Annotated in this window: 25 protein-coding genes; 13 read left to right on the top strand and 12 right to left on the bottom strand. The window is 64.9% G+C overall.

What is annotated here, in order from left to right:
• Nucleotides 1–232: 232 nt before the first annotated feature.
• Nucleotides 233–1,606: an ATP-dependent RNA helicase DbpA gene (dbpA, locus tag PSK12I2_RS0121330; RefSeq protein WP_027599988.1), complete on the bottom strand. Its 1,374-nt coding sequence runs from the start codon at nucleotides 1,604–1,606 to the stop codon at nucleotides 233–235.
• A 127-nt stretch (nucleotides 1,607–1,733) separates the two neighbouring features.
• Here dbpA and PSK12I2_RS0121325 point away from each other — a divergent pair, with 127 nt between their 5' ends.
• Nucleotides 1,734–2,366: a glutathione S-transferase family protein gene (locus tag PSK12I2_RS0121325; RefSeq protein WP_027599987.1), complete on the top strand. Its 633-nt coding sequence runs from the start codon at nucleotides 1,734–1,736 to the stop codon at nucleotides 2,364–2,366.
• 7 nt (nucleotides 2,367–2,373) lie between these two features.
• Here the strand turns inward: PSK12I2_RS0121325 and PSK12I2_RS0121320 are convergent, their stop codons facing one another.
• Nucleotides 2,374–3,474, bottom strand: coding sequence for a catalase family protein (locus PSK12I2_RS0121320; RefSeq protein WP_027599986.1), 1,101 nt, complete (start codon nucleotides 3,472–3,474; stop codon nucleotides 2,374–2,376).
• Nucleotides 3,475–3,651: 177 nt separating this feature from the next.
• Between PSK12I2_RS0121320 and PSK12I2_RS25125 the strand changes: the two genes are divergently transcribed.
• Together PSK12I2_RS25125 and PSK12I2_RS0121310 are read left to right on the top strand one after the other, a co-directional pair.
• Nucleotides 3,652–3,795, top strand: coding sequence for a hypothetical protein (locus PSK12I2_RS25125; RefSeq protein WP_007161029.1), 144 nt, complete (start codon nucleotides 3,652–3,654; stop codon nucleotides 3,793–3,795).
• A gap of 121 nt (nucleotides 3,796–3,916) precedes the next feature.
• Nucleotides 3,917–4,756: a DUF6502 family protein gene (locus PSK12I2_RS0121310; protein WP_007161030.1), complete on the top strand. Its 840-nt coding sequence runs from the start codon at nucleotides 3,917–3,919 to the stop codon at nucleotides 4,754–4,756.
• Here the strand turns inward: PSK12I2_RS0121310 and PSK12I2_RS0121305 are convergent.
• From PSK12I2_RS0121305 to PSK12I2_RS24415, 6 genes are read right to left on the bottom strand one after another with little or no spacing between them, the layout of a single operon-like run.
• Entirely contained in the window at nucleotides 4,753–5,193 is a 441-nt protein-coding gene (locus tag PSK12I2_RS0121305) for a type IV pilin protein (protein ID WP_027599985.1), read from the bottom strand. The two genes, PSK12I2_RS0121310 and PSK12I2_RS0121305, sit on opposite strands and share 4 nt — an antisense overlap.
• 20 nt (nucleotides 5,194–5,213) lie before the next feature.
• The gene (locus PSK12I2_RS0121300; protein WP_027599984.1) at nucleotides 5,214–9,602 is read right to left on the bottom strand and encodes a pilus assembly protein; all 4,389 of its coding nucleotides are present in this window, start codon (nucleotides 9,600–9,602) and stop codon (nucleotides 5,214–5,216) included.
• 17 nt (nucleotides 9,603–9,619) lie between these two features.
• On the bottom strand, nucleotides 9,620–10,243 hold the full coding sequence (locus PSK12I2_RS24420) for a PilX N-terminal domain-containing pilus assembly protein (protein WP_156930172.1): 624 nt from the start codon (nucleotides 10,241–10,243) through the stop codon (nucleotides 9,620–9,622).
• The gene (locus tag PSK12I2_RS0121290) at nucleotides 10,240–11,151 is read right to left on the bottom strand and encodes a PilW family protein (RefSeq protein ID WP_037008009.1); all 912 of its coding nucleotides are present in this window, start codon (nucleotides 11,149–11,151) and stop codon (nucleotides 10,240–10,242) included. Before PSK12I2_RS0121290 ends, PSK12I2_RS24420 begins: the two co-directional genes overlap by 4 nt.
• Nucleotides 11,152–11,161: 10 nt before the next feature.
• Complete coding sequence (pilV, locus tag PSK12I2_RS0121285) at nucleotides 11,162–11,689, bottom strand: type IV pilus modification protein PilV (RefSeq protein ID WP_256204016.1); 528 nt, start codon at nucleotides 11,687–11,689, stop codon at nucleotides 11,162–11,164.
• Nucleotides 11,686–12,210 carry a GspH/FimT family pseudopilin gene (locus PSK12I2_RS24415; RefSeq protein ID WP_051398779.1) on the bottom strand — a complete coding sequence of 175 codons (525 nt, stop codon included), beginning with the start codon at nucleotides 12,208–12,210 and terminating at the stop codon, nucleotides 11,686–11,688. Before PSK12I2_RS24415 ends, pilV begins: the two co-directional genes overlap by 4 nt.
• A gap of 1,163 nt (nucleotides 12,211–13,373) precedes the next feature.
• Here PSK12I2_RS24415 and PSK12I2_RS0121275 point away from each other — a divergent pair.
• Complete coding sequence (locus PSK12I2_RS0121275; RefSeq protein WP_051398778.1) at nucleotides 13,374–14,057, top strand: class I SAM-dependent methyltransferase; 684 nt, start codon at nucleotides 13,374–13,376, stop codon at nucleotides 14,055–14,057.
• A 19-nt stretch (nucleotides 14,058–14,076) separates the two neighbouring features.
• On the opposite strand, the gene PSK12I2_RS0121270 is transcribed toward PSK12I2_RS0121275, so the two are convergent.
• Entirely contained in the window at nucleotides 14,077–15,057 is a 981-nt protein-coding gene (locus tag PSK12I2_RS0121270; protein WP_027599980.1) for a DUF6515 family protein, read from the bottom strand.
• A 293-nt stretch (nucleotides 15,058–15,350) separates the two neighbouring features.
• Between PSK12I2_RS0121270 and proP the strand changes: the two genes are divergently transcribed.
• Together proP and PSK12I2_RS0121260 are read left to right on the top strand one after the other, a co-directional pair.
• The gene (gene proP, locus PSK12I2_RS0121265) at nucleotides 15,351–16,802 is read left to right on the top strand and encodes a glycine betaine/L-proline transporter ProP (protein ID WP_027599979.1); all 1,452 of its coding nucleotides are present in this window, start codon (nucleotides 15,351–15,353) and stop codon (nucleotides 16,800–16,802) included.
• 535 nt (nucleotides 16,803–17,337) lie between these two features.
• Nucleotides 17,338–17,817, top strand: coding sequence for an Lrp/AsnC family transcriptional regulator (locus tag PSK12I2_RS0121260; RefSeq protein ID WP_007161040.1), 480 nt, complete (start codon nucleotides 17,338–17,340; stop codon nucleotides 17,815–17,817).
• On the opposite strand, the gene PSK12I2_RS0121255 is transcribed toward PSK12I2_RS0121260, so the two are convergent.
• Nucleotides 17,791–18,642 carry a Brp/Blh family beta-carotene 15,15'-dioxygenase gene (locus tag PSK12I2_RS0121255; protein WP_027599978.1) on the bottom strand — a complete coding sequence of 284 codons (852 nt, stop codon included), beginning with the start codon at nucleotides 18,640–18,642 and terminating at the stop codon, nucleotides 17,791–17,793. The two genes, PSK12I2_RS0121260 and PSK12I2_RS0121255, sit on opposite strands and share 27 nt — an antisense overlap.
• A 2-nt stretch (nucleotides 18,643–18,644) precedes the next feature.
• Nucleotides 18,645–19,337, bottom strand: a complete 693-nt coding sequence (locus tag PSK12I2_RS0121250) for a bacteriorhodopsin (protein ID WP_027599977.1) — start codon at nucleotides 19,335–19,337, stop codon at nucleotides 18,645–18,647.
• 218 nt (nucleotides 19,338–19,555) lie between these two features.
• Here PSK12I2_RS0121250 and PSK12I2_RS0121245 point away from each other — a divergent pair, with 218 nt between their 5' ends.
• Nucleotides 19,556–19,948: a globin domain-containing protein gene (locus PSK12I2_RS0121245; protein ID WP_027599976.1), complete on the top strand. Its 393-nt coding sequence runs from the start codon at nucleotides 19,556–19,558 to the stop codon at nucleotides 19,946–19,948.
• A 200-nt stretch (nucleotides 19,949–20,148) separates the two neighbouring features.
• Nucleotides 20,149–20,556 (top strand): hypothetical protein, encoded by a 408-nt coding sequence (locus tag PSK12I2_RS0121240; RefSeq protein WP_027599975.1) that lies wholly within the window; start codon nucleotides 20,149–20,151, stop codon nucleotides 20,554–20,556.
• Nucleotides 20,557–20,587: 31 nt separating this feature from the next.
• Here PSK12I2_RS0121240 and PSK12I2_RS0121235 read toward each other — a convergent pair whose 3' ends face one another.
• Nucleotides 20,588–21,478 carry a LysR substrate-binding domain-containing protein gene (locus PSK12I2_RS0121235; protein WP_027599974.1) on the bottom strand — a complete coding sequence of 297 codons (891 nt, stop codon included), beginning with the start codon at nucleotides 21,476–21,478 and terminating at the stop codon, nucleotides 20,588–20,590.
• A 107-nt stretch (nucleotides 21,479–21,585) separates the two neighbouring features.
• On the opposite strand from PSK12I2_RS0121235, the gene PSK12I2_RS0121230 reads away from it, so the two are divergent.
• The 5 genes from PSK12I2_RS0121230 (at nucleotide 21,586) to PSK12I2_RS0121210 (ending at nucleotide 25,236) form a co-directional block, all read left to right on the top strand.
• A complete protein-coding gene (locus PSK12I2_RS0121230; RefSeq protein ID WP_027599973.1) occupies nucleotides 21,586–22,863 on the top strand; it encodes an MFS transporter in 1,278 nt (425 codons plus the stop codon).
• A gap of 368 nt (nucleotides 22,864–23,231) precedes the next feature.
• The gene (locus PSK12I2_RS0121225; protein ID WP_027599972.1) at nucleotides 23,232–23,954 is read left to right on the top strand and encodes a beta-ketoacyl synthase chain length factor; all 723 of its coding nucleotides are present in this window, start codon (nucleotides 23,232–23,234) and stop codon (nucleotides 23,952–23,954) included.
• Complete coding sequence (locus PSK12I2_RS0121220) at nucleotides 23,951–24,718, top strand: 1-acyl-sn-glycerol-3-phosphate acyltransferase (protein ID WP_027599971.1); 768 nt, start codon at nucleotides 23,951–23,953, stop codon at nucleotides 24,716–24,718. Before PSK12I2_RS0121225 ends, PSK12I2_RS0121220 begins: the two co-directional genes overlap by 4 nt.
• Entirely contained in the window at nucleotides 24,711–24,971 is a 261-nt protein-coding gene (locus PSK12I2_RS0121215; RefSeq protein WP_027599970.1) for a phosphopantetheine-binding protein, read from the top strand. Before PSK12I2_RS0121220 ends, PSK12I2_RS0121215 begins: the two co-directional genes overlap by 8 nt.
• Before the next feature lie 10 nt (nucleotides 24,972–24,981).
• Nucleotides 24,982–25,236 (top strand): acyl carrier protein, encoded by a 255-nt coding sequence (locus PSK12I2_RS0121210; RefSeq protein ID WP_027599969.1) that lies wholly within the window; start codon nucleotides 24,982–24,984, stop codon nucleotides 25,234–25,236.
• Nucleotides 25,237–25,242 lie beyond the last annotated feature (6 nt).

Genomic DNA, 25,242 nt, shown 5'->3' with positions numbered 1-25,242 from the left:
GAGGGCGCGCCTCGCGACGAAGTCCCGGTGGAAAAGGCTGCGCCGTTTTCCACGCTACAGCGCTACCACACACCTGAGACAGGCCTATCGCTGATCGCGGCCGTGCCGGTGCGCCGTAGCGACTGCTCCTACAGATCGGTTTGATACCTGTAGGAGCGGCCCATGGCCGCGATAAAGCCAATACCGTCAGGCGCGGGTCGTCAGAGCCACAATGACCGTAGCCAAATCCGCCCTACAGCATCCGCACCTTGATCGACCGCCCCTTGATCTTGCCCTCGCTCAGCCGCTGCAGCGCCTGGCGGGCAATATCGCGCTCCACGGCGACATAGGCCTGGTTGTCGAACAGGGTGATCTTGCCGATCTTGGCGCCGGGCAGGCCGGCGTCGCCGGTCAGGGCGCCGAGGATGTCGCCGGGGCGCAGCTTGTCCTTCTTGCCGGCCGCCAGGGCCAGGGTGTGCATCGCCGGTACCAGCGGCTCCGGGGTGTCGCGCAGGGCGCCGAGGGGCTGCCAGTCCAGCGGCGAGCCCTGCTGCACCTCGATGGCCTGGGCGCGACTGGCCTCGGCCGGCGCCACCAAGGACAGCGCCAGGCCTTGCTCACCCGCCCGACCGCTGCGACCGATGCGGTGCACGTGCACCGCCGGATCGCGGGACAGCTCCACGTTGATCACGGCCTCAAGGCCGGCCACGTCGATGCCGCGGGCCGCCACGTCGGTGGCCACCAGCACGCAGAGACTGCGGTTGGCGAACATCGCCAGCACCTGGTCGCGCTCGCGCTGCTCCAGGTCGCCATGCAGGGCGGCCGCGGAGATGCGCTGGGCACGCAGCGCCTCGACCACCTCCTGGCACTGCTGGCGGGTCTGGCAGAAGGCCACGGCACTGGCCGGGCGATGGTGCCGGAGCAGGCGCACCACGGCGGCCAGGCGATCCTGGGCGGCGATCTCGTAGAAGCGCTGGCGGATCTGGGTCTCGCTGTGCTGACTCTCGACGCTGATACGCAGCGGCGCCCGCAGATAGTCCTGGGCCAGGCGCTCGATGCCTTCCGGATAGGTCGCCGAGAACAGCAGCGTCTGCCGCCGTGCCGGCGTCTGGCTGAGGATGTCGGCGATGGCGTCGATGAAGCCCATGTCGAGCATGCGATCGGCTTCGTCGAGCACCGCGACGTTGAGGCCGTCCAGCACCAGGGTGCCCTTGCGCAGGTGCTCCTGCACCCGCCCCGGGGTGCCGACGATCACCTGGGCGCCATGCTCCAGGGAAGCGATCTGCGGCCCCAGCGGCATGCCGCCACAGAGGGTCAGGATCTTCATGTTGGGCGTGGTGCGCGCCAGGCGACGCAGTTCGCGGGCCACCTGGTCCGCCAGTTCGCGGGTCGGACAGAGCACCAGCGCCTGACAGCCGAAATAGCGCGGATTGAGTCCCGTCAGCAAGCCGATGCCAAAGGCGGCCGTCTTGCCCGAACCGGTCTTGGCCTGGGCGATGAGGTCCTGGCCCTTGAGGATGATGGGCAGGCTGGCCGCCTGGATGGGCGTCATGCTCAGGTAGCCGAGTTCGGCCAGATTGGCCTGCATGGCCTCGGCCAGCGGCAGGGAATCGAAGGATGAGGGCACGGGAGTCCTGTGAAACGGCTGGTAAAGGTTTACCAGTTTAGCAGAAGGGTACCGGCTCTCCTGCGAATGGACGCTGGATGAGGGGCTACCTATGCTAAGGGGTACGACAACTCAAGGAAGCTTCACCATGTTCGACCGGCCTGTGCTCTATACCCACCCCATGTCGCGCGGACGCATCGTGCGCTGGCTGCTGGAGGAGCTCGGACAACCCTACGAGGTGCAACGGGTCGACTACGGGCCGGCGATGAAATCCCCGGGCTATCGCGCCATTAATCCCATGGGCAAGGTGCCGGCGCTGCGCCATGGCGCCGCCGTGGTGACCGAGACCGCCGCCATCTGCGCCTATCTCGCCGACGCCTTTCCCGCTGCGGGGCTCGCCCCACCGCTGAGCGATCCGGCGCGCGGTACCTACTACCGCTGGCTGTTCTTCGCTGCCGGTCCGCTGGAGGCGGCCACCACCAACCAGGCGCTGGGCGTCGTGCTGCCCGAGGATCCGCAAAAGCGCGGCGCGGTGGGCTATGGCAGTCTCGCCGAGGTGCTCGACACCCTCGACGCCGCCCTGGCCCCCGGTGAATACCTGGTGGACGACCGCTTCACCGCTGCCGACGTCTATGTCGGTGCCCATCTCGCCTGGGGCATGGCCTTCGGCACCATCGAGAAGCGTCCGCACTTCGAGCGCTATGTCGCCGGGCTGGTGTCCCGCCCGGCGGCGATACGCGCCCGCGAACTCGACGACGCCGAGCTCGCCACGCTCAACTGAGCCCGCGCTACAGCTCCACCGGTCCGCGCGGATGGTGCAACGGGCAGCCGTTGCGCTCGCTGCGAAACTGCGACGACATCTCGTAGGCCGGTTGCCGCGATCTCATGATGCCGCCCAGCGGGCGGTGCGCAGCCAGGCCATGCCAGGGACTGAACACCATGCCGTCGTCCACTTCGCGCGAGCGCGCCTCGTTCCAGGCCGGCTGCGGCTGGACCTCCAGGCGCGCCACGGTCACATAGGGACTGAGGTCTTCCGGCCAGACCACCGAGGCGTCCTCGATAGGTGTCTGCTCGATATCGACGCCCAGCTGCACGCGGATCTCCCAGACGCCGCCGTGCCGGGCGAAATGGGCATTGACCGCCTCGCGCAGGCCGTCGGGCTTGCCGTTGACCTCGACCGGCGCGTCGGTCAGAGCGGTCAGCTCGGGCGCCACCGGGACCACGCTGAGCTTGGCGAAATAGGGGCCGTAGAGAAAGGGCACCATGGTGTAGAAGGTTTCGCCGAGCGGATGGGTCTCTGGGTGGCCACCCAGGCTCTTCAGCGTCGGACTCTCGCCGCCAAAGGCTTCCACCACCTTCTCGGTGCCGCGCAGCACCGCTGACGCCACCTTCTTCAGGCCCTCACCGCGGTCGGTGGTCTTGGCCAGCAGCTTGAGCGTCTTGAGAAAGGTCTTGGGATCCGGCGCGGTAAAGGCCGGGGCGTTCTGCATGACGAAATCCTGGGTCACCTGGCCTTCGCTACCGGGCAGGCGCTCGCCCGGCACGTCGATCAGCTTGAGCGCCAGACCCCGCGGGGTGGAAACGCTGTCGGCCAGGATGTCGCCCGGATTGGTCGAGAATCTCAGCACCGCTGCATAGCTGCCCGGCACGGCGAAGGCACCCTGGGCATAAGCCGGCGGCAAGCCGCCCAGCACCGTCACTCGACCCGTGAGCAGGCCATGGCTCTTGGCGTGCACGCTGCGGATGGCATGGCCGCCGTTGGCGTAGGTGGTCTCGGTAATGTCTCTCATGGCCGCGACCATCTCGCGAACGGTTTCGGCTTCATCATCCGGCACCTGTTCGAAGGCGGGCTGGAACGGCAGCGGGTGGACAGCGGTAGGCGTGGTCATCACGGGACTCCTCGGGCGCCGTCGTTCGGATGAGACGGTCAGGCGTTAGACCGCTATCGCGCTAACGACGTTCGAGCGCTGGCCACCCGGCCGACACGAGGTCGCTGTCGACAGCCGCTCGGGAACGGCCCCGCCCAGAGGGGTTCGATATCTCCACACCCACCCCGGAGAGCCACCATGAGCGACGCCGACCAGAAGACCTACGACAACCCCAGCAACACCCCGCCGCCCGAAGAGCTGCCCTATGCGGACATGGAACCCGAGGAGTTTCCGGACGATCCGGACGTGGCCGGTGCGACCGAATCGGGCACTCCTGGCTAGCCACGGCCCTGCCCCGCGGACGACAGCCTGAGTGGCGTCCGCGACACTTTGTGACCGGCCGGTTTGACGGGCGCTCAAGGCGCCGCGAAGATGGGCAGGCGTCTGCCGTGTCGAGTCCCCCATGCTTTCCACCAAGGTACCCTTGCTTCTGCGTAGCCTGATCGGTCGGCTGGTGCGTATCGCCATCGCCTCCGGCGTGACCTACCAGACCTTCGATCGCCTGCTGCGCCAGACCTACTTCGAGGTCGCCCAGGATTTCGAACCGCTGCGCGACAAGCCCAATTCCGACAGCCGCATCTCGGTGCTGACCGGCCTGCCGCGCCGCGAGGTCCGAGCCCTGCGCGAGGCCAGCCCGGAACGTACGCCCTGCACGCCCAGCCTGGAATGGCAGGTGCTCAGCGCCTGGACCTCACGACTGGATCTGCTCGATGCCGAGGGCAATCTGCGCCCCCTCCCCCGCACTCAGCGCCGTGGCGGCGAACAGAGTTTCGACGCCCTGGTCGCCAGCGTCGGCAGCGACGTGCGCGCCCGCACCGTGCTGGATGAATGGCTGCGCAAGGGTTACGCCCGCCTCGACGAGGAAGACCGGGTGGTGCTCACCCCCCGCTCGCTGCTGCGCGGCACCGAGAGCCAGGAAGGCGCAGGGCGGCTGCTGGCCCATTTCACCGGCGACCTGCTGGCCGGCTTCGAGCGCCTCTACCTGCAGGACCGCGCCGCGCCGGACTTCACCTTTCACGTGGTCTACGGCCACAACCTGACCGAGGATTCCACGCTCAGCCTCTATCGCACCGCCTACGACGAATCCATGCACCTGCTCAACCGCCTCAACCGCCTGGTGGTCGAACACGAAGCCCGCGACGCCGGCAAGGCCGACGCCACCCAGCGGGTCACCCTGGGCTTCGGCGGCTATCGCGTGGAACAGGACAGGGATGCCGGCCTGGTGCAGGGACGGGAGGATTAGCGCCAGCAGTTGGTAACGGTTGCAGCGTCCTTGTCTGCGGTCGTGCCTGCTGCACCGCGCAGGCCGGTGGAATCCAGTGTCAAGGTCCCGCAGCTGTCCTTGGTCTGCGCGTTCCGCGGCGCCACGCTCAGGTTGTAGGTAGTGGCTGTAGGGGTACCAAGACTTAGGGAGTAATACTTGTTCGATGAGTCCAGAGATGTGGCTTTATCGTCGCTAGTCAGGCCCAGGCCCTTAAGGGACGCCGTGGCATAGGTGCTGTTCTGCGCGTAATAACGCTCCATCCGAGCCGCTGCCTCGCTGAGCAGCGCCATGCCCTCCGAACGATGACTGCGCAGGATGTAGCTTTGGTAGCTCGGATAGGCGATGGCGGCCAGGATGCCAACGATGGCAACGGTGATCATCAGCTCGATCAGGGTAAAGCCCCGGGTACTGGTCATGCTGAGTTTGTCTCCCGAACTCATTGAGGTTGCGGTATTACCCGCCAGGTTTGCCGGCCCGATGCCTGAGGGCCCTTATTGATGGTGGTCAAGTTGGCGTCCGTACTGCCCAGCTGGCTACCCGAGAGCGTAGTTCCTCCTGCAGGCATGTCGAATCCAGAGATCACCGTATCATTCGAACTGTCCGCAGCGTTGACCACGCCATCGCCATTGAGGTCGAACACATTGAACGTCGTGCGCCCTCCCGAACTTGGATCCACCGCATAGGTCCAGCCAGAGATCCCTGCTGCACAGACTTCACTATTGGGCGTGATAGTGCTGAAAAATAGCGCCTGACCGCTGGCTGTCATGGGATCAACCATACGCTCGCCGAGCTGGACGCCACCGTAGGCGAGGTCGAGATACCAGCCACTTGCCGCAGACCAGTTCACGCTGTTGTTGCTGAGTACTCGCACGGCCTTGCCGCTCAGAGAGCTCTCTTGGGAAAAGGCTTGCTGTTGCAAAGAGGCGCGATTGAGCGTCGGCGTAGTGGCTGCGGCATTGGAGGTAGAGACCGTGGCGACATTCTTGTCCCATATGCCATAGATACTCTGCAGGTCGGTGGACGACTTGTCTTCCAGGGAAAAATAGCTGCCGGTGCCGAACATCACCACGAAGCCTTGGCCGGATGGATGACGAACCAGCGACGGCGGCGCCGTGATGGGTTGGACGGTACCGTTCTTGTCACGGCTCCTTGCCTGGTAGAGCGGACTACCACCAAAGGAAATCTTGAAGTCCGAGGCGCGTGCCGAGCTCGTGAGGTTACCGTCGGCAACCAGATCGAACCGCCACAGATTACCCTGCAGGTCTCCGCCGTAGACATAGTCGGCGATACCATCAGAGTTGACGTCCAGAGACTTCAGGTTGAATAAACCGTTGCTCTTGCTGCCGGCCTCGACAACCAGCGGAAAATTGCTGCCGATGGCAGAGCCATCCGCCACGTTCAATGCATAAAGCGCGGCCTTGCGGCCGTTACCGTCATAGCCATTGCCAAACAGCACTGCCCACTGCCCCGTGTGCAATCGAACCACCAGCGGAGTACCGAAACTGTTGCCCAGCGTGGGGTCGCTACGCGAGTTCGTTACCCCTTGCGCGCTGCCGTTGGCAGGGTTGGTGCGAATGTCCGCCCCGGTGAACTCCCATAACAACTTGGGCGATGTCGGATCGGTGATATCCAGCGCGAAGACCTCTCTACCGCCTCCACGCAAAGTGCCGATCAGAACCTTACGCCATTGCTGTCCGAAAAAGACGTCGGCAATGACGGGCGAGCCGTCCACATAGTAGGTATGGAGCGAAGCAGAGGCGTCGTTATAGGTAGAACGGGCCAACTGATAGAGGTTGGGAATCACCGCCGTGGGGATAAAGGCGAAGGTCTCTTTTCCCGTATTGGCATTGAAACCATGCAACATGCCGTCATTGGCACCGACGTAGACCATGGGCGCAACACGCGCCTGGTTAGCCTTGAAGGTTGCATAGTCACCCGTGGCGCCTTCCAGCGCATTGGCAGCACTGGTCAGGTACTGGGCGCCACTGGCCACTGCGGGCGCAGAATTGACGATGTCGCCCAACAAGGAAGAGCGCTTGCGGTAGAGAGAGGCTTCCTTGGACGCATCGCCCTTGAGGAAATCGACCTTATCGGCGTCCAGATTGGTTTGCAGGGGCTTGCCGTCGTAGGTACGGTCCGCAAGATTCTTGTAGGTGAACGAACGTAGCCCCGTTCCCGTACCGGGAACCGCAGGAATCAGAATGGTGCGGTCGGTCCAGGCGGGCATCACTGTACTGGCCTTCCAGGCCGTAGTGGTGGTCTTGTTCGTAGCACCGTTGGCAGTGCCGATAGCCACTGTCGTCTTGGTCAGCTCGCCGCTCCAGTACGTCACGTTTAGACCCGTGGCATAGGTGTCATAGTTGGTGGTCGTGCCACTGCTGGTGCTCAGGGAGGGCAACACCGCCGGCGCTGCCACGGAATTGTTGTTCTGCAAGATCTGACTCAACGCAGCGCGCAGCTGACTTTTCAGTCTCGCGGCGTTGGTGACCAGAAAATAGTTATCCGGATCGCCAACGATCCCCGTCGTATCGCGTCCGGCGATGCCATATTTGGCGGCGAACCACAGCGGATTGTTGAGCGTGGTAGCCGCCGTATTGCCCGGCGTGAACAGCTGGGTACTGGCCGCTGGGTTTCCATTGATCCAAGGCAGTTGGGCACAGGAAGCCGCCATGCTCGCCTCGGAGCTGTAGTTGCAGTAACCGGCATCCTGGCCTGGCGGTACGTTGAGGAAGTACTTGAGGCTGGCGTTTTTGTCCTGGGTGACGAGATAGGCTCCGTCACGATTGGTCCCGGAAATCACGTAACCCAGGTTCTGATTACTGCCGGTGGACTGGGCCGTAGGGGTCACCACCACCTTTAGCTGACCACTGGCTACGCTGATGTCGTACTTGACGATGACGTCACTATCGAAATCGTTGCCCTGTTCATCGGCCTCGTAGTTGACGCGAAAGACTGCGCCTGTGCTGCTGTAGGATTCGACGTACAGATCGACGATGGCGTCCGTGGGCTGGTAGTTACCCCTGCTTCGATTGGTGCCGACACCGTTGATGGTCTTGGCAAAGGGCACCAGGGAAACGGTTTTGCCGCCAACGTTGAATTCGAACTTCGGCAGGGAGGATGCCAGGGCGACAACGTAGGTATTGGTTTTCTGATCGCCCGAGGCGCTGTTCAAATCGGTGTTCGCGCCATAGCGAGCCACAGAGGCCGAATAGTAGCTGCCTTGCTTGGTGGGTTCTTCAGGTGCCAAGCCGCGGATGTTGGCGAGAGTGGTGACCGTCTTGGCGGTAGGCGCATAGTCCTCGTTGCTGCCTACCGCACCAATGTAACGCTGACCGGCCACCGAGGGCTCCAGGGCACTGATGGCCCTGGCCTGGGCGCTGACATCAAGACCGCTGAGATCGCCGCTGAAGGACGCAAAGGCACTGCCGGGCAACTGATCCGAGTCGTAGGAGACGTTGACGTTGCTCATCACCAGCATGTTGGGCTTGGCGCACCAGTGGGCATTGGCTGCGCTGTTGCTGGCATAGGGGTTGTCCCACGCCGGCTGTGGAAGCCCCACGTTGGCGTCTTCATTCTGCCCGGTGTCGCTGTTGTTTCCGGTAAAGGCCGCGGTCGCCGCAGCCTTGCCGGCGAAATAACGCAACGTTTCGTACATCATCTCGGCGATGGGGTTGCCCCAATCGGGATAATTGCCTTCCGGCATGATGCCCGCCCGGTAACTGCCACGCCGATAGGCACTGCCATTGCTGCCATTGTTGTAGTCGCGAATGCGCAACGCATCCAGGGCTCTGACGATGGTGGCATTGGCGCTGAAGACCCCGGTATTGGCGTTCACTTCAGTGCTGAACCTGGATACGACCTTGCGCAGCACGCCACCGGACATGTTCTTGTTGTAGCTGCCCGTCAACAAGCCGAAAAGCATGGCGTCGTCGGCACCGAAGTCGTGCAGCAATCCGACCGGTTTGTACTGCCCGTTTGGATAGGCCTGGCAGTCGTTGTCGTGATAATCACTCGTGCAGACCGCTACCTGTACGGTGTAGTTGGTACGGGTACCCTTACCGTAAGTGTTGTTGTTGAGCACCGGAGATTCCGAAGACGCCCAATCCCAGACCCTTGTGGTGGTATCCGCGGTTTTGACCACGGACAACAACGGCGGCAGGTTACTGCAGGAACTCAAGACACTGCAGTTGGTGCCGGCAGTCATGGTCACGTTGCCGAAGAACAATCGGGTGCCGTTGGCAGGCGCACTCAGGGGCGTGAAATTGGCGATGTCGTAGCCATCGACGGCGACGCTGGTGTACTCCTTGGCCCAGGAGTGGCCGTCTTGCGGAATGTAGGCCCGCCGCAGGACGGTCTGGGAGGTGTCATCGAGCTGTCGATAGCCGCCATAAAGCACCTTGCGCAAGGCATCGATGCGACTGGTGGTGACGTAGTTGAGCCAGTTGCCGGACCAGCTCCCCGAGCAGGTGGCATAGGTCCCGGCGCTATTGCTGACGGCCTTCCCGATGGGGGTGAACTTGTCGCCGTTGCCGCTACCACCGGAATGGCTGTAGCACAGGGTCGAGTCGAAGAGACCGTAGTAGGCAATGGCCGGCTTGAACTTCAGATCCAGTACGCCATCGCCGTCGATATCGCTGGCATCGTTGTAAGCTTCGAAAAACAGCGAATGATCCTTGCCCAATACCAACATCGCCAAGGGCGGCTCCGCCTGGCTCACGAACAGGGGCGACTGGCTGGGAAAGGTCGTGGTGGCCTGTGCCAGGCTGGAGAAGACCAGGGCTGCCAGCAGCGCTATCCAACCGTGACGACCGGTTTGAACGTTCATCGACGCGTCCTCGCGCATTAGAAGCTCTTGGCCATGACCGAGCGGTAGGTGATCCGCTGGCCAACTTGATCGCTCGCACAGCCAGCACCCGCACAGCTGTCCACCTCGTAGTAGCGCGTGCCGCACCCGGTCAGGGCGCAGTTGTTCTCGCTACCGCTATCCAGCGGACCTAGATCGACCACGTACCAGCGGGCATTGGGCGTTTCCGTCGTGGTGCCTGAGCTCAAGATGCTGTAGCCGTCGAGGGCTGCGCTCGGGTCGCCGTTACGGAACAGCGGCGTCATGTACCCCAGAGGGACGCTGAGCTTGCCGATCGTCTCGCTACCCAGGGCAGCACCTCCGGCGTTCAGGTAGGCGTTGTTGCGCAGCTGATAGGGAATGCAGAAGGTCACGGTACAGGTGCTTGCCAAGTCCGGCGCGGCAACGGCTCTGCCGATCACGCCCTCGCCGGCCCTGAGTGCGGTCTCGGCGGCGCTCTGCAGATTGTGCTGCTGCTTGATATTGCCCATGACCCGTGACTCCAGGGTGACGCCCCGCAGGCTGGTCAGGGCCAGAATCGTTAACAGCAGGAGCAGCACCAACGCGATCAGCAACGACGCACCACGCTGTCGTCTTCCCGAGTGGCATCGAGAAAAGGTCATGGCATCAGGTTCCTCAGGGTAATGGTGTCCTGGGCGATCTGGTACAGATAGGCGTTGCCGGTAAAGGTCGTGGAATAGGTCTGGTTCCACTGGCTCAGGACGAGCGGTGTATCGCTGGTATCTCGTAATCCACGGGCCACTGACTGCAAGAGCGCCGAATAGCGCACCGCCCGGATCAAGGTGGCCGAACTGGTAGCGGGTGTGAGGGTAAAGGAGGAGACGCTCTTGTCGACACCGACGCCATAGTCGAAGCGCAGATCGCGAATACCGCTGATGAGCTGAGCGGTGCCGGTATCACCCTTGATCCGAGTACAGGCGCCATTGCCGCAGGCCAGCAGATTACTCGCACAGACCAAGGCGCCTGGACGTTCGTTGGCCGCCCCAGTGGTGAAGTTCGAATCGGTCGCCAGGGAAAAGCGCTCGACGATCACCGCGTTCTGAGCGGTATTGGAGTACTCGTAAGGGGCATCGGCATTGTTGGCCAAGGTGTTCGACTGGGCACTCAGCACCTGACCGCGGCAGTCGACTTCCCGCGCATCGCGCGCCTGGTAACGAATACAGATACTGGTCGCATCGCCAGTCACCGAGGCACCCGCCGCGAACTTGCAACCCAGGGCGTTGCCGGTATTCGAGCTTCCGCTGTCAGCCGGAAAATCCTGGGTGACCGCGATATCCGGCCGCCGTCGATAGCCTGCCTTGGCCAGCTCCTGATTCAGCAGCGCCAGCGCGAAGCGGCCATTCTCCTGGTTGACCTCCTGGCTCTGCTGGAACAGGTAGGTTTTCTTGTTGTTGATGTAGAGCTGGGTGATTCCTAGGATCAGAAAGCTGCTGATGGCCAGGGCAACCATCAGTTCGACGATGGACAGTCCACGTTGCCGGGCCGATGCGTTCACGAAGCGGTTGAGCATTGAACTGGCCTCAGAGTCGGGTTCGCAAACGGTAGGTACAGATGGAGCTGGTACCGTTGTCAATCGGAGTACCACCGTCCAGGCAGCTGTCGACCGGCGCGACCCAGGCCACCTGGATCTCGAGGTAGTTGCCTCCCTTACAGGACGCCGCCGCCCCCGCAGGACCCGGGGTCGCGTTCTGACAGACATAAAAGGAACTGCTCAGCAGATCCGCCGCACCGGGCAGCAGCGAACTGGCCTGGGCTGCCCAGCAGGCAAGCTGATCAGCCGCAGCGGCTGGGGTCGGACGACAGCTTGCCGGTGCACTCGCGAATTCATCGTCAGGCGCCTTGAGGTAGCTGTCGACTGCCGTCGGGTTGGCGCGGACGAGCTCCAGCAGGTCATTGGTCAGCATCATGGCAGCGTTGCGCTGGACGGAGTCTTGAGTGAAAGGCACCGTCTTGCTCTGCAAGGCGGCAATGCCAAGCAGACCCACGCAGATCAGCACGACGCTGACCAACACCTCAATCATGCTGAAGCCTGACTGCAGCCTCCTCACGTGCACTCCCCAGTCACGGGCCGGTCAGTGGATGGCTGGGTGATCCGTCCGGTCACGCTGACACCCACGAAACGGCACTGCCCGGCCTGATCGACTGGGCAAAGGGTGAAACACTGATTGATCGTGGCACCGGTAGCACCGGTCGCACTGAAGCTCGCCTGAGCGGCACCCGAGCTCACCGTTATGCCACTCTGCAAACCGCCGGCGTCGATACGCCTGAGTATCTGCCCTGCTGCCGTGATGTTGAAGCCGGCATTCCAGGTGGTCGCACTATCCGCCGTCAGCGTTACCGTCACCCCCCGGGTGATGGCTTCGCTGCGCGCATACTGCAACACCGTTACCAACTCATCGGCAGCGGCCTGGACCTTGTTGGAGCGGATCAGACCGGCAAAACTGGGCGCGGCGATGGCCAAGAAGATGCCCAGCAAGGCGACAACTACCAACATCTCGATCAGGGTAAAACCCTGGGCGGGACGTAATGACCTGTTTTTCATGACGGGGTATCCAAGCGAAAAGCGCAAGCCGGGAATCTCCTTCCGCGGCGAGACAGCACTCAGTCGTCATCCTTGAGCATTCAGACAATAGCGTATCGACCCGGCGTCACAAGCCTGGACGTGTTCCGCTGATACCTGTGTCTACCATGCTGAATCCATGGGCAACGCAAGTCAGCAGACGCGGGATAGTCGGCCCCGAAACCATGATGGCCGGCGTAGCCGCCTTGGCGTGTATCAGCCCTGACAACCAGGCCGAGCAGCCCCGTGATGGGTAGCGAAGGCAGCATCCATTGGCGATGCGATGCGAGTTCCAGGAGCTACTCACTGGCTCTGGCCGTTAAGGAATTTTCTCTCCAGCCGTGGGTACAGCGTTCCGGTGTAGCTCCGTACAGCAGCGACCTGATCCTTAGCTATAAGGCAAAAGTGAAGCCCGCAGCCTCCTGCACGCTCGCTCGACCTCATGGGTAACGGGATGGTGGGAATGCTGCACCCAGGCGGGCTGCAAATCAGCAACGGCTGGATATTCGGCCATCCTGGCGGGATGACTGGACAGGACCGGGACAGACGAAACGGAAGGCTGCGGCGTGGCGCATTGCCTTGCAGAATGCAAATAAAGCTGACTATCAATGTGCCAGCTAAGCATTAGAACCTATTCCAAAAGACCTGATGGCCAGGGTCTATCGGCCAGCGCCCAGCAAAGCCAAGACGCTTTCGCGGAAGCAACCGAAGGACTGCTGATCATGGCATCTGTCTTTAGCTCCCCTCGCCTGGCTCCCGATTCTCTGCGCTCTGCCTCCGCTTTCCTGGCCGGAGGATTGCAGAGCAGCGTACCCCTGCCTATCCACCTCATTAATTGAACGAACAAATAATAAACTGATATTTAAATTGAAAGAACGAACAATCAAAAACAATTAGAACTACCAACTTCTCATTCAAGCCAGATAACGCCCGACACAACTAGCCAAACACCGTGCGATTGTTCTAAAACAGTAAAGATTCTATCTGGAGCAGCCGTCACGCCTGGCTTGCAGCCCCTGGATACAAAAGCGAAAGAGCCACTTCCAATCCGCACGACGAAATAGCGAAGCGTCTGCTTCCATCGACGGGCCGCAACTTTTCACCCTCGGACGCCGCGCCGAGTTGGCGCCGTAACGCCTCTGCTTTCATCTACCGACAATGACAAGGCCGCTATGCACGACTCGAAGAAAATCGATTATTCGCTGAATACCGCCAACACTTCCGCACCGCACTCCGCGCTGGACAATGCCGCCATCATTTCCGCCTACCGGCGCTGGGCCAATGTCTATGATCGGGTGTTCGGCGGCGTTTCCGCCCCCGGTCGCAAGCGTGCGGTGGCGGCGGTCAACGCCCTGGCGGGTACCCGGGTGCTGGAAGTGGGCGTCGGGACGGGGCTGGCCCTGCCCCACTATGGCGCCGACAAGCGCGTCACCGGGATCGATCTCTCGCCCGACATGCTGGCCAAGGCCCGGGAGCGGGTCATTCGCGACGACATCACCACGGTGGATGCCCTGCTCGAAGCCAATGCCGAGGAAACCGGCCTGCCCACCGGCTCCTTCGATATCGCCGTGGCCATGTTCGTGGCCTCCGTGGTGCCCAATCCGCGCAAGCTGATGCAGGAGATGCGCCGGGTGGTGAAGCCGGGGGGTCACCTCTTGCTGGTCAATCACTTCCAGGCCGAGAGCGGCCTGCGGCTGCTGGCGGAAAAGGCCCTGGCGCCGGCCTCGCGCAAGCTCGGTTGGCACCCGGACTTCGCCATGGACTCCATCCTCTTCCGCGAAGACCTGCGCCGCGCCCGTCGCAGCAGCGTGCCGCCCTTCGGGCTGTTCACCCTGGTGCAGCTGACCAACGACTGATGGCTACTCCACGCGATAGCTACTCCACGCGATAGCCACGCCCCGCCAGGCAGGCCGCCAGCGCCTGGCGAAAGCGCGGGGTGAGGTAGGGATCGCCGACCGCGCCGGGTCGTTCGGGATCGAAGCCCGACTCCCCGGCGGCGTAGCGCCGGCAGTCGTAGCGATCCGTGGCGTAGCGCTGCGGCGACTGCCCCTGCATAGGATAGGCGGTGACGTCATAGGCGTCGTAGTCCGTTCCGGCAGGCGCGGCCGTCGTGGCCGGCACGGCCGCCACGGTGGGATCGGCGACGGTGACGAAGCCGCCGCCCGGATCGGTGCGGTAATAGCTGCCCGCGGCGAAGTAATAGGTAGTGCCGCCCATCCACAGGGTCTCGGCGAAGGCCGGCAGGACACTGACCCGTACCCCGGTCGGTGGCAGGGTCACCACATAGCTCGGCCCCTGGGGGCGATACCAGTAACCGTCGGCATAGTAGTACTGGCTGTCGCGGTACCAGACGCGGGTGAAGCCAGCCGGCACGCCCGGCACCTCGAAGCCCGGACGCCACTGGGTATTGGTGCCCCAGCCCGGACGCGGACCGGCCCACTGGGGATCCCGCTCCGGACGCGGTGGCGGCGGCGGCGGGTAGTTCCGCCCCGGTTGATCGGGCGCCGGCATCATATATCCCGGGCGCGGCAAGGGAACGGGGCGATCCTGCCAGGCCGGCTGATAGCCCGGCCGCGGTGGCGGGGGGTCGTTGCGCTCCCAGCGCTCCAGCGCCGGACCATTGCCGCGCCCAGGACCGTCGCCACGCCCGGGCGGCCCCCCATTCCAGTCACCCTGGCCACCGCCCTGCCAGCGCCCGGCGTTGCCGGCGGGAGCGATTGGCGGCGGCTGGGCCCCCGGTGGCGGGGTCACGTAGCCGCCGCCGAGGCGATAGTTGTTATCGGCCCAGGCGGGCGCGGCGTTCCATAGGGAAACGCCGGAAAGGACGAGCGCACACAGCACGGCAGGCGATTTCATCGCACGGCTCCACGAGGGGATGACCCAGAGTACCCCAAGGCTTGGACCCTGCCCCAGCCTGGCCGTTAGCCGCGCGCCCCTCTGCCATCGAACGGCCGCCACAGACTGCCGAGGGCAAGCCGGGAAACGCGGAGGCCGCAAGGGCGGAGCGGACGCCCGGGCCTGGAATCTCCCAGGGCCGCGCAGGCATTCCCGGGTCGCTCCCTGGAGGCGGCGGGGAAGTTTCTGCCCCTCTGTCATCGCACTTCTAGCGGTCCGCTCGGGTCTATGGCCCCACGCAAGGAGGAAAACACATGTCGAAACACCATCATCACGTTGGCTGGTTCAAGCGCCGCCATGAGGTAAAACCGGACGACCTCACCATCGTCGACAATTCTCTGGTCAAGCGTGCCGTCGGCGCCGCCGCCCTCGGCAACGCCATGGAATGGTTCGACTTCGGCGTCTACGGCTACCTGGCCGTGACCCTGGGCAAGGTCTTCTTTCCCGATGGCGATGCCGCCGCCCAGCTGATCGCCACCTTCGCCACCTTTACCGTGGCCTTCCTGGTCCGCCCCATCGGCGGCATGGTCTTTGGCCCCCTGGGCGACAAGTACGGTCGCCAGAAGGTGCTGGCCCTGACCATGATCATGATGGCCCTGGGCACCTTCAGCATCGGCCTGATTCCCAGCTACGAGAGCATCGGCATCTGGGCACCGGCCCTGCTGTTGCTGGCGCGCGTGGTACAGGGCTTCTCCACCGGGGGCGAATACGGCGGCGCAGCGACCTTCATCGCCGAATACGCCACCGACAAGACCCGCGGACGCATGGGCAGCTGGCTGGAATTCGGCACCCTGGCCGGCTATATCGCCGGCGCGGGAACGGTCACGGCGCTCACCGCGGCCCTGACCCAGGAACAGCTGCTCGACTGGGGTTGGCGGGTTCCCTTCTTTATCGCCGGCCCGCTCGGCCTGCTCGGCCTCTATATGCGCCTCAAGCTGGAAGAGACCCCGGCGTTCAAGGCCCACACCGAAGCCAACGAAGGCAAGGCGGCGGACGGTCCGGCGCACAGCCTGCGCGAGCTGTTCACCCTGCATCGCGTCGCCCTGCTCAAGTGCATCGGCCTGGTGCTGGTGTTCAACGTCACCGACTACATGCTGCTGACCTACATGCCCAGCTACCTGGCCGTGACCATGGGCTACGCCGAGACCAAGGGGCTGCTGCTGATCCTCATCGTCATGGTGGTGATGATGCCGCTCAACATTCTCGGCGGCTTCTTCAGCGACCGCCTGGGCCGCAAGCCGATGATCATCGGCGCCTGTCTGGCGATCCTGGTCCTGGCGATTCCCTGCCTCAAACTGATCGGCAGCGGCCACGACTGGCTGATCTTCCTCGGCCTGATGCTGCTGGGCGTGGCCCTGGCCTGCTTTACCAGCACCATGCCGTCCACCCTGCCGGCGCTGTTCTACACCCCGATCCGCTACAGCGCCCTGTCCATCGCCTTCAACATCTCGGTGTCGCTGTTCGGGGGCACCACCCCGCTGGTCACTGCCTGGCTGGTGGAAAAGACCGGCGACCCCCTGGTGCCGGCCTACTACCTGATGGCGGCGGCCGTGATCGGCATCCTGACCATGCTCACCGTGCGCGAAACCGCCGGCAAACCCCTGCGCGGCTCGCCGCCCTCGGTGGCCAGCGAAGAGGAAGCCAAGGAATACCTCGCCAGCGACGCACCTCTGACCGTGGACAAGCAGCCGCCCGGGCAGGCGTAAGCCTGAAGGTCTGCTCGCCGCCATGACGGTCCGCCGAGGCGGCCGCTCCTACAAGCATGGACTTTTGTAGGAGCGGCCCATGGCCGCGATCGAATAGCCTCCAAAGCAGCGGCCGCCATGACCGCGATGCTCTTCCCACCCAACCTCCCCCAAACGCCCCCTCTCCCTCTGGGAGAGGGCCGGGGTGAGGGTGAGCCCAACGCCAGAACTTCCGCCCAAAAGAAAAGGGGAGACCTTGCGGCCTCCCCTTGAATTCGTTGTCCTCTCGCACCGCTCGTGACGGTGGCTGCGATCGACCAGGAATGGTGACCTGGGCGGGCCCGGGCGCGGCGGACGGGATACCGTCGTTGGCGATGCGAAAGGCCCTCCTGGGGCGCCTTCGTTGGACAGCTCTACCGGGCTATCGAAGTTGAGTTCAGCTTACGCCCCTGCTGCCAGCAGCGGGTTGCGTTGTGCAGCTTCTTTCCAGCCTCTTGCGCAATCCCTGGCCATAAACCTAGCATTAGGCGCAATCGGCTAGCGCAAGGCATGCAAAATGGACAAACTCGATCGCTTCGATCTGAAAATCTTGGCAGAACTGCAGCGCGACGCGCGCCTCTCCAACCAGGAACTGGCCGAACGCATCGGCCTGTCGCCCTCGCCCTGCTCGCGACGGGTCAAGCAGCTGGAAGACAGTGGCTACATCACCCGCCAGGTCGCCCTGCTGGATCGCAAGAAACTCGGGCTGTCGCTGACCGCCTTCGTGCTGATCGGCATGGACAGGCACACCCCCGAGCGCTTCGAGAACTTCCAGGGGATCATCGCCCAGTGTCCCGAGGTGCTGGAGTGCTGCCTGGTCACCGGCATGGATGCGGATTATCAGCTCAAGGTGGTGGTGCCCGACATGGAGCACTATCAGCAGCTGCTGCTGGGCACCCTGACGCGCATCGAGGGGGTCTCCAGCGTGCGTTCGAGTTTCGTGCTCAACCAGATCCTGGCCAGCACCGAGCTACCGCTCAACCATCTGCGGCCCTGAGCGCAGTGCGGCCTCGGCACCCGGGGCGAGAAAGCGTGGCAGCACCAGCATGTGAGGTACGGCGAAGGCCGCCAGCACGGCGAACAGCGCCCGGATGCCGGTGCGCTCCTGCAGCACGAAGAGCAGGCCACCGGCCAGGGTGAAGACGGCCGCGCCCAGCAGGATCGGCCAGGTCAGCTGCAGATAGGCCGTGAAGGTAGGCGCCCCCAGCAGCCGCTGGCGTACCCCGGTCTGGGGTGCGGCGTGCAGCAGGTAGAAGCCCAGGGCGAAACCGACCAGAGGCGGCGCCAGCACCACGGCCAGCAGCGTGGCCGCCAGCCAGGGACAGCGGCGCTGCCAGGCGGCCAGCAGCAGCACCGGCAATGCCAGCGTCCCAGCCAGGACCAGCAGCCTGGCCAGCCACTCGGCCAACGCCGGAGCGGCATCCGACCCCATTGCCAGCGCCAGTAGCCGGGCCACGGCCGTCTCGTGCAGCACCGCCGGACCACCCACGATGAACAGTCCCAGCGCCAGCGCACTCAGCCGATCGGCGAGGAGTTCGTCTTCATGGGCGAAATGCCAGATCGACAACAGCAGGAACAGCGGCAGCGCCAGCGTCCCCGCCAGTTGCCAGCAGAGCAGGCAGGCCAGGGCCGTCGCCAGGTAGCTGCCAAGAAAGGCGAGGCGCCGTGCGGGAGCGACCAGGCGTAGATCGCTTGCGCCATGCAGGAGCCCCAGCCCCAGGCCCACCAGCAGCGCGAAGGCCAGCTGCCCTGCCCCACCCGCCAGGCTGGCGAGCCCGGCGGCCGGCAGCAACAGCCATCCGCCGCGCCCGATGGCCATCATGCTCAGACGCCAGACCGCGCCAGGGCCGTCTTGAGATTGCGCTCCGAGGTGAAGGCGTAGACCACCTTGGCCAGCACATCGAGAATCAGGAAGACCCAGACCGTGGCCGCATCACTCACCGCCCAGACACCCTCGGGTCCCACGGCGAAGACCACCGGATAGATCAGCCAGAGCACACTGAGAAAGCCGACGTTCTTGCGATAGGCCGCACCGATGGCGGCATGCTGCCCGGCCAGGGTCGCCAGCGGCTTCCACAGCAGATAGAGCACCCCGACGAAGGCGGCGCAGGACCAGGCGAAGAACACCCACTTGATGGTGCCGTAGGGGGCCAGGGAGGCGACCAGACCGGTCACGATCATCACCACGTCGAGAGTCACGATGGAGGCCACGAAACCGGCCTGGCCTTCCTGCTCGCGGGCACCCAGATAGGCCGAACTCACCACCCCGGCCAGCAGCAGCGGCGTGGTGAAGGTCCAGTCCAGGTAGCGGGCGACATAGGTGATGCTGCCGTCCGGCTTGATCAGGTTGCCGACCCCCAGATACATGGCCAGATAGGCCGTGGCGGCGATGAAGGGCACGGCGGCATGGACCAGGGTGTGGCCACGCAGCGGACCGCGGTGGGCGCCCTTGGCATAGATGGCCAGGGAGGCGAGCGACATGATGACGAAGCCGATTAGCAGAGGGGTCGGACTCATGGGGTTCTCCAGCGGGATAATAGGCGCGCCGCGACGGACCAGGCCCTCTGGAGTAGGGGTTTCTCGGCGATCGCTGCGCTTAAGGTAGAGAAGCCGCCTTGTGAAATGGTTCAAAATGTTTCAGAGAGTCGCGAAGCGTCCTCCTCTTGATGGGAATCAAGACGACCTCGGCATCGCTCGGGCAGGCTGCGCCGCTTCATGCCCGCCCAGGAATCCGCATGCTGCCCGCCCAGAACGTGATGCTGAGCTACGGACGCTGCTGCGCCAGCCCCGCCTTCTTCGATGATTTCTACCAGCGCTTCCTGGCCAGTTCGCCCCGGGTGCGGGAGAAATTCGCCCACACCGACATGGCTGCCCAGCAGTTGCTGCTGCGCCACGGCATCATGAACCTGGTCCTCGTCGCCCGCGGCATGCCCGCCACCCGGCTGCGCCAGCTCGGCGAAAGCCATTGCCGCGCACGGCTGGACATAGGGCCCGAGCTCTACGAGCTCTGGGTCGACTGCCTGCTCGCCACCCTGGCCGAGCACGATGCCGACTTCTCTCCAGCGCTGCGCCAGGAATGGCGGGAGGTGCTGGAGGCCGGGATCGCGGTGATGCGCAGCTACTACTGACCGGGCTGGGCCCTGTTGGGCTGCGCTGCGCTCAACCTACGCCCCACCTGCACCGTACTCGCCCCAAACACCCCCTCTCCCTCAGGGAGAGGGCCGGGGTGAGGGCAAACCCAAGCGTCTGAATTTGGACAAGGCACCAGGAACCGCTGCAATCTTCCTGCTCTATCCTCACCTCCTGACCAGCAACCGGAGGCCAAGCCGTGCGCAAGATCATCCAGATTCAGGTACTGCCTGCCGATGCGGAATCGGCGTCCAACCGGCTTTTCGCCCTTTGCGACGACGGTTCGCTGTGGTTGTGGGCTTCTCAGGCCGCCGACGGCTGGCAACCGCTGCCGCCGATCCCTGCTGCTTTTCCCGATGCGGTCGCTGACACGGTCAACAAACCTGCCCAGGCGGGCGCCCGGTGGACAGCCGAAGACGACACCCAGCTCGCGCAACTCTGGTACGAGGCCCAACTGGATGTCGCCCGTATCGCCGCAGAGGTCCAGCGCAGCGAGGGCGCCATCGTGTCGCGGCTGGTCAAACTCGACTTCTTCGCCTCGAGCGAAGACGCCCGTGCCGCCAATCGCCTGCGCCGCAAGACGCCGGTCGACTCGACACCGGACTAGGGCGAGCAAAGCGCCTGGTCGGGCAAGGCCGCTACTGCGCTGCGCTCATCAACAACCCCACAAACGCCTCCGCCTGCGGCGACACCTCGTCCCGGCGCCTGAGCAACCACACCGCCGAGGTCGCCTCGGGATCGTCCAGCTCGCGATACACCAGCCCTTCCATCTGGGTGCGCTGATAGGTGGCGGGCAGCACGGTGACGCCGAGGCCGGCGGCGACCAGGCCGAGGATGATGAGGACTTCGCTGGCCTCCTGGACGATGCGCGGGGTGAAGCCGGCGCGGGCGGCGAGGCTGTGGAGCTGCTGGTAGAGACCGGTGCCGAAGCTGCGCGGGAAGTAGACGAAGGGCTCTTCGGCAAGGGCGGCCAGGGACAGCGGGCCGCTGCCCTGCTGCGCCAGGGGATGGTCGTGTCTCAGGGCGACAACCAGGGGTTCGCGGAAGAGTTCGACCGCCGCCAGGGCGTCGGGCAATTCGATGGGGCGGATCAGGCCGATCTGCAGGTTGCCGGCCAGCATGGCGTCGATCTGTTCGCGACTGCTCATCTCCTGCAGTTGCAGGCGCACCTCGGGATAGGCGCGGCGATAGGCGAACAGCGTCTTGGGGATGGTGGCGACGAAGGGCGAGGAGGCGCTGAAGCCCACCTGCAATTGCCCGGTCTCGCCGCGGCCGGCGCGACGGACCCGTTCGGCGGCGCGTTCGCTGGCCAGGAGGATCTGCCGGGCTTCGTCGAGAAACAGCCGGCCGGCCTCGGTCAGGGCGACGCGTCGATTGGTGCGCTCCAGCAGGCGGGTGCCCAGTTCGCTTTCCAGGGCCTGGATCTGCTGGCTGAGCGGTGGCTGGGAGATGTTCAGGCGCTGGGCGGCGCGGCCGAAGTGCAGCTCTTCAGCCACCGCCACGAAGTACCTCAGGTGGCGCAATTCCATACGTCTTCCATTGAGTCGTAGAACCTATCAATCGAGACGGACAATATATTGGATATATGGCAGCCACCAGCCTAGGGTGGTGAGATCAGACCTGTCCTGAGGTACCCGTGAACACGTCCCGGTCGTCCGCCACGCCATCCACCCCCACCTTAGCCACCCTGCCCGCCGCCAACGAAGCCCACCACGAACCGGACGTCTTCATCGAGAAGGGCACGCCGCAGTTCCTGCGCACCGCCCTGGCGCTGTTCTGCGGCGGCTTCGCCACCTTCGCCCTGCTCTATTGCGTGCAGCCGCTGATGCCGATCTTTTCCCAGGCCTTCGGCCTCACCGCCGCGGCCAGCAGTCTGTCGCTGTCCCTGGCCACTGGGTTGATGGCCTGCGGCCTGCTGGTGACCGGGCCGATCTCCGATGCCATCGGGCGCAAGTCGGTGATGGTCTATGCGCTGTTCGCTGCGGGCGCCTTCACCCTGCTCAGCGCCCTGATGCCCACCTGGGACGGCATCCTGGTGACCCGTGCGCTGGTCGGGCTGTCGCTGGCCGGGGTGGCGGCGGTGGCCATGACCTACCTGGCCGAGGAGGTGCATCCCGAGCACCTGGGCTATGCCATGGGTCTCTATATCAGTGGCAATGCCCTGGGCGGGATGTCCGGCCGGGTGATCAGCGGGGTGCTGGTGGACTTCGTCTCCTGGCGCATCGCCCTCGGCGCCCTGGGGGTGCTGGCCCTGGTGGCGGCGCTGCTGTTCAAGCGCAGCCTGCCGGCGTCGAAGCGCTTCCAGCCACGGCCACTGCGACCGCGCAGCCTGCTCGCCGGCTATGCCCTGCACTTTCGCGACGCCGGCCTGCCCTGGCTGTTCCTGGAGGCCTTCCTGCTGATGGGCGCCTTCGTCACCCTGTTCAACTACATCGCCTATCGCCTGCTGGCCGAGCCCTATCATCTCAGCCAGGCCTGGATCGGCGTCCTCTCGCTGGTCTATCTCGCCGGTATCTACAGCTCGGCCAAGTTCGGCAGCCTGGCCGATCGCTTCGGTCGGCGACAGGTGTTCGCCGCGGCCATCGTGCTCAAGCTCGGCGGCCTGCTGCTGACCCTGTTCACCCCGCTGTGGCTGGTACTGCCGGGGATGCTGCTGTTCACCTTCGGCTTCTTCGGCGCCCACTCGGTGGCCAGCAGCTGGGTGGGCCGCCGGGCGCGCCAGGCGCGAGGCCAGGCGTCGTCGCTCTATCTGTTCAGCTACTACGCCGGCTCCAGCGTGGCCGGGACCTTGGGCGGCTTCTGCTGGCACCTGGGTGGCTGGACCGGGGTCGGCCTGTTCATCGGCGCCCTGCTGCTGGCGGCCCTGGCCGTGGCGATTCGGCTGTCGCGATTGCAGCCGCTGCCGGCGGCCTGATCGCGGGCCGCGGCGGCTCCAGGCAGGAGGAAATTCCCCCTGGAGCCGCCGGGAAGGCCCTGATCGCGATAACCTTCAGCGACAGCTCCTCCTTTACCTTCATCCCTGTCCCGCAAATCGGGGTTGGCGCTGCCGCTCGTCGCACGGAGCGGCGTTTCACTCCCTGAAAAGGGGCTCTCTACCTCCCGCCACGCTAGCCTGTCTCTGGCTTGGCGGCGCGACTGTCACCTCTTCGCAAAGTTCAGACAAATGTTTGCCTAGGGTGGGAGCCGCTTGGATAATGCGCGCCGAACGCTGCAATACCCTGCTCATCAGGGATAGATGAAACGGCAAGCACGTAAGGCTCCGGGGTAGATTCGGCTGTGAACATGCACTTCCAGATTAGCGATTGGCGCGCCTGGGCACCTGGTCTTGGCGACCAGGACGCCTGGCGGCAGTGGTGCGCCGCGCCCTGGCGTCCGGCGGACGACGGCAGCCAGCCCGATGCCAGCTTCCTGCCGGCCATGCAGCGGCGCCGCCTGAGCCGGCTGGCGCGCATGACCTTCCAGGTCGCCTGGCCGCTGGCCGACGCCCATGGCGAGCCGCTGCCGCTGATCTTCGCCTCGCGCCATGGCGAGACCCCGCGCACCCTGGCCATCCTCCAGGAACTGGCCCGCGGCGAGCCGCTCTCGCCGACTCAGTTCAGCCTCTCGGTGCACAACGCCATCATCGGCCAGTGGTCGATCCTGCGCGGCGACCACAGCGAGATGAACGCCCTGGCCACCGGTCGCGACGGCCTCGAACACGCCGTGCTGGAGGCCTGCACCCTGCTCGCCGAAGGCGCCAGCGGCGTGCTGGTGGTGATCGCCGAGGAGGCCCCGCCGACCCTCTATGCCCCCCAGATCGACGACGTCCCCTTTCCCTATGCCGTGGGCCTGCTGCTGACCCCGGGCGGCAGCCATGGCCTGAGCGGCGCGCCGGCCCCGGCGGAGACCGCGCCCAGCGCCTGGCCCCATGCCCTGGAGTTGCTGCGCCTGCTGGAAGCGCCTGGCACCCTGCATCTCGCCTATGCCGGGCGCGCCTGGCACTGGCAGGCGGAGGCCCGCGGATGAACGGCCGCCTGGACTACGGCTACCGCCTGCTGGCCACGGGGCTCAACTTCGTGGTGTTCGGCTGCGGCGCCCTGGTCTTTCGCCTGCTGATCCTGCCGCTCCTGCTGGCGCTGCCGGGCGATCCCCTGCGCCGCCGCCAGCGCGCGCGGCGGGCCAATGCCCGGCTGTTCCGCTTCTTCGTCGCCTTCATGGTGCTGACCCGGGTGATGAATCTGCGCATCCAGGGCCGCGAGCGCCTGGGGCGTCCGGGCCAGCTGATCATCGCCAACCATCCCTCGCTGATCGATGTGGTGGTGCTCATCGGCCTGGTGCCGGACGCCAACTGCGTGGTTAAGCAGGGCCTCTGGCAGAACCCCTATCTCAAGCGGCAGATCCAGGCCGCCGGCTACATCAGCAACAACGGCAGCGCCGAGATGCTCGACGAAGCCGCCGACGCCCTGCGCGACGGCCAGACGCTGATCATCTTTCCCGAGGGCACCCGCACCACCCCGGGCGAGCCGCCGCGCTTCCACCGCGGCGCCGCCGCCATCGCCCTGCGCGGCGCCCGCTGCATCACCCCGGTGATCATCCGCGTGGTGCCCAGCACCCTGACCAAGGCCACGCCCTGGTATCGCATTCCCGCGCGGCGCTTCGACTTCCAGCTGGACGTCGGCGCCGACATCGATCCCTCCACCTTCGCCGGGCGGCCATTGCCGCTGGCGTCGCGTGAACTCAACGACCAGCTGCACCAGCTCTACCTGAAGGAAACCGGCAACCATGACTGATCTCAATCTCGAGCTCAAAGGCCTGATCATCGAGGCGCTCGGCCTCGAGGACGTCACCGTCGACGACATCGGCGACGACCAGATCCTGTTCGGCGACGGCCTGGGTCTGGATTCGGTGGACGCCCTGGAGCTGGGCCTGGCGATCCAGAAGCGCTACGGCATCCGCATCGACGCCGAAGCCAAGGACACCCGCACCCATTTCGCCAGCGTCAACGCCCTTGCGGCCTTTGTCGCCGCCCAGCGCGCCGCCTGAGGAGATCGCCATGCAAAGCCGTGAAGCCATCTTCGAGACCCTGCGCAGCGCCCTCGTCGAACTCTTCGAACTGGAGCCCGAGCGGGTGACCCTGGAGGCCAACCTCTACGAGGACCTGGAGATCGACAGCATCGACGCCGTCGACCTGATCGACCACCTGCGCCGCCAGACCGGCCACAAGATCGCCGCCGAGCAATTCCGCCAGGTGCGCACCGTGGGCGACGTGGTCGAGGCCGTCCATCGCATCAGCCAGGCGGACGCCTGATCCGCC

The sequence above is a fragment of the Pseudomonas sp. MOIL14HWK12:I2 genome, from assembly GCF_000510745.1.
In the GTDB taxonomy this organism is placed as follows: Bacteria; Pseudomonadota; Gammaproteobacteria; order Pseudomonadales; family Pseudomonadaceae; genus Chryseomonas; species Chryseomonas oryzihabitans.
Note: the sequence above shows the minus strand (reverse complement) of the source record. Positions and strands in the feature narration are given on the sequence as shown.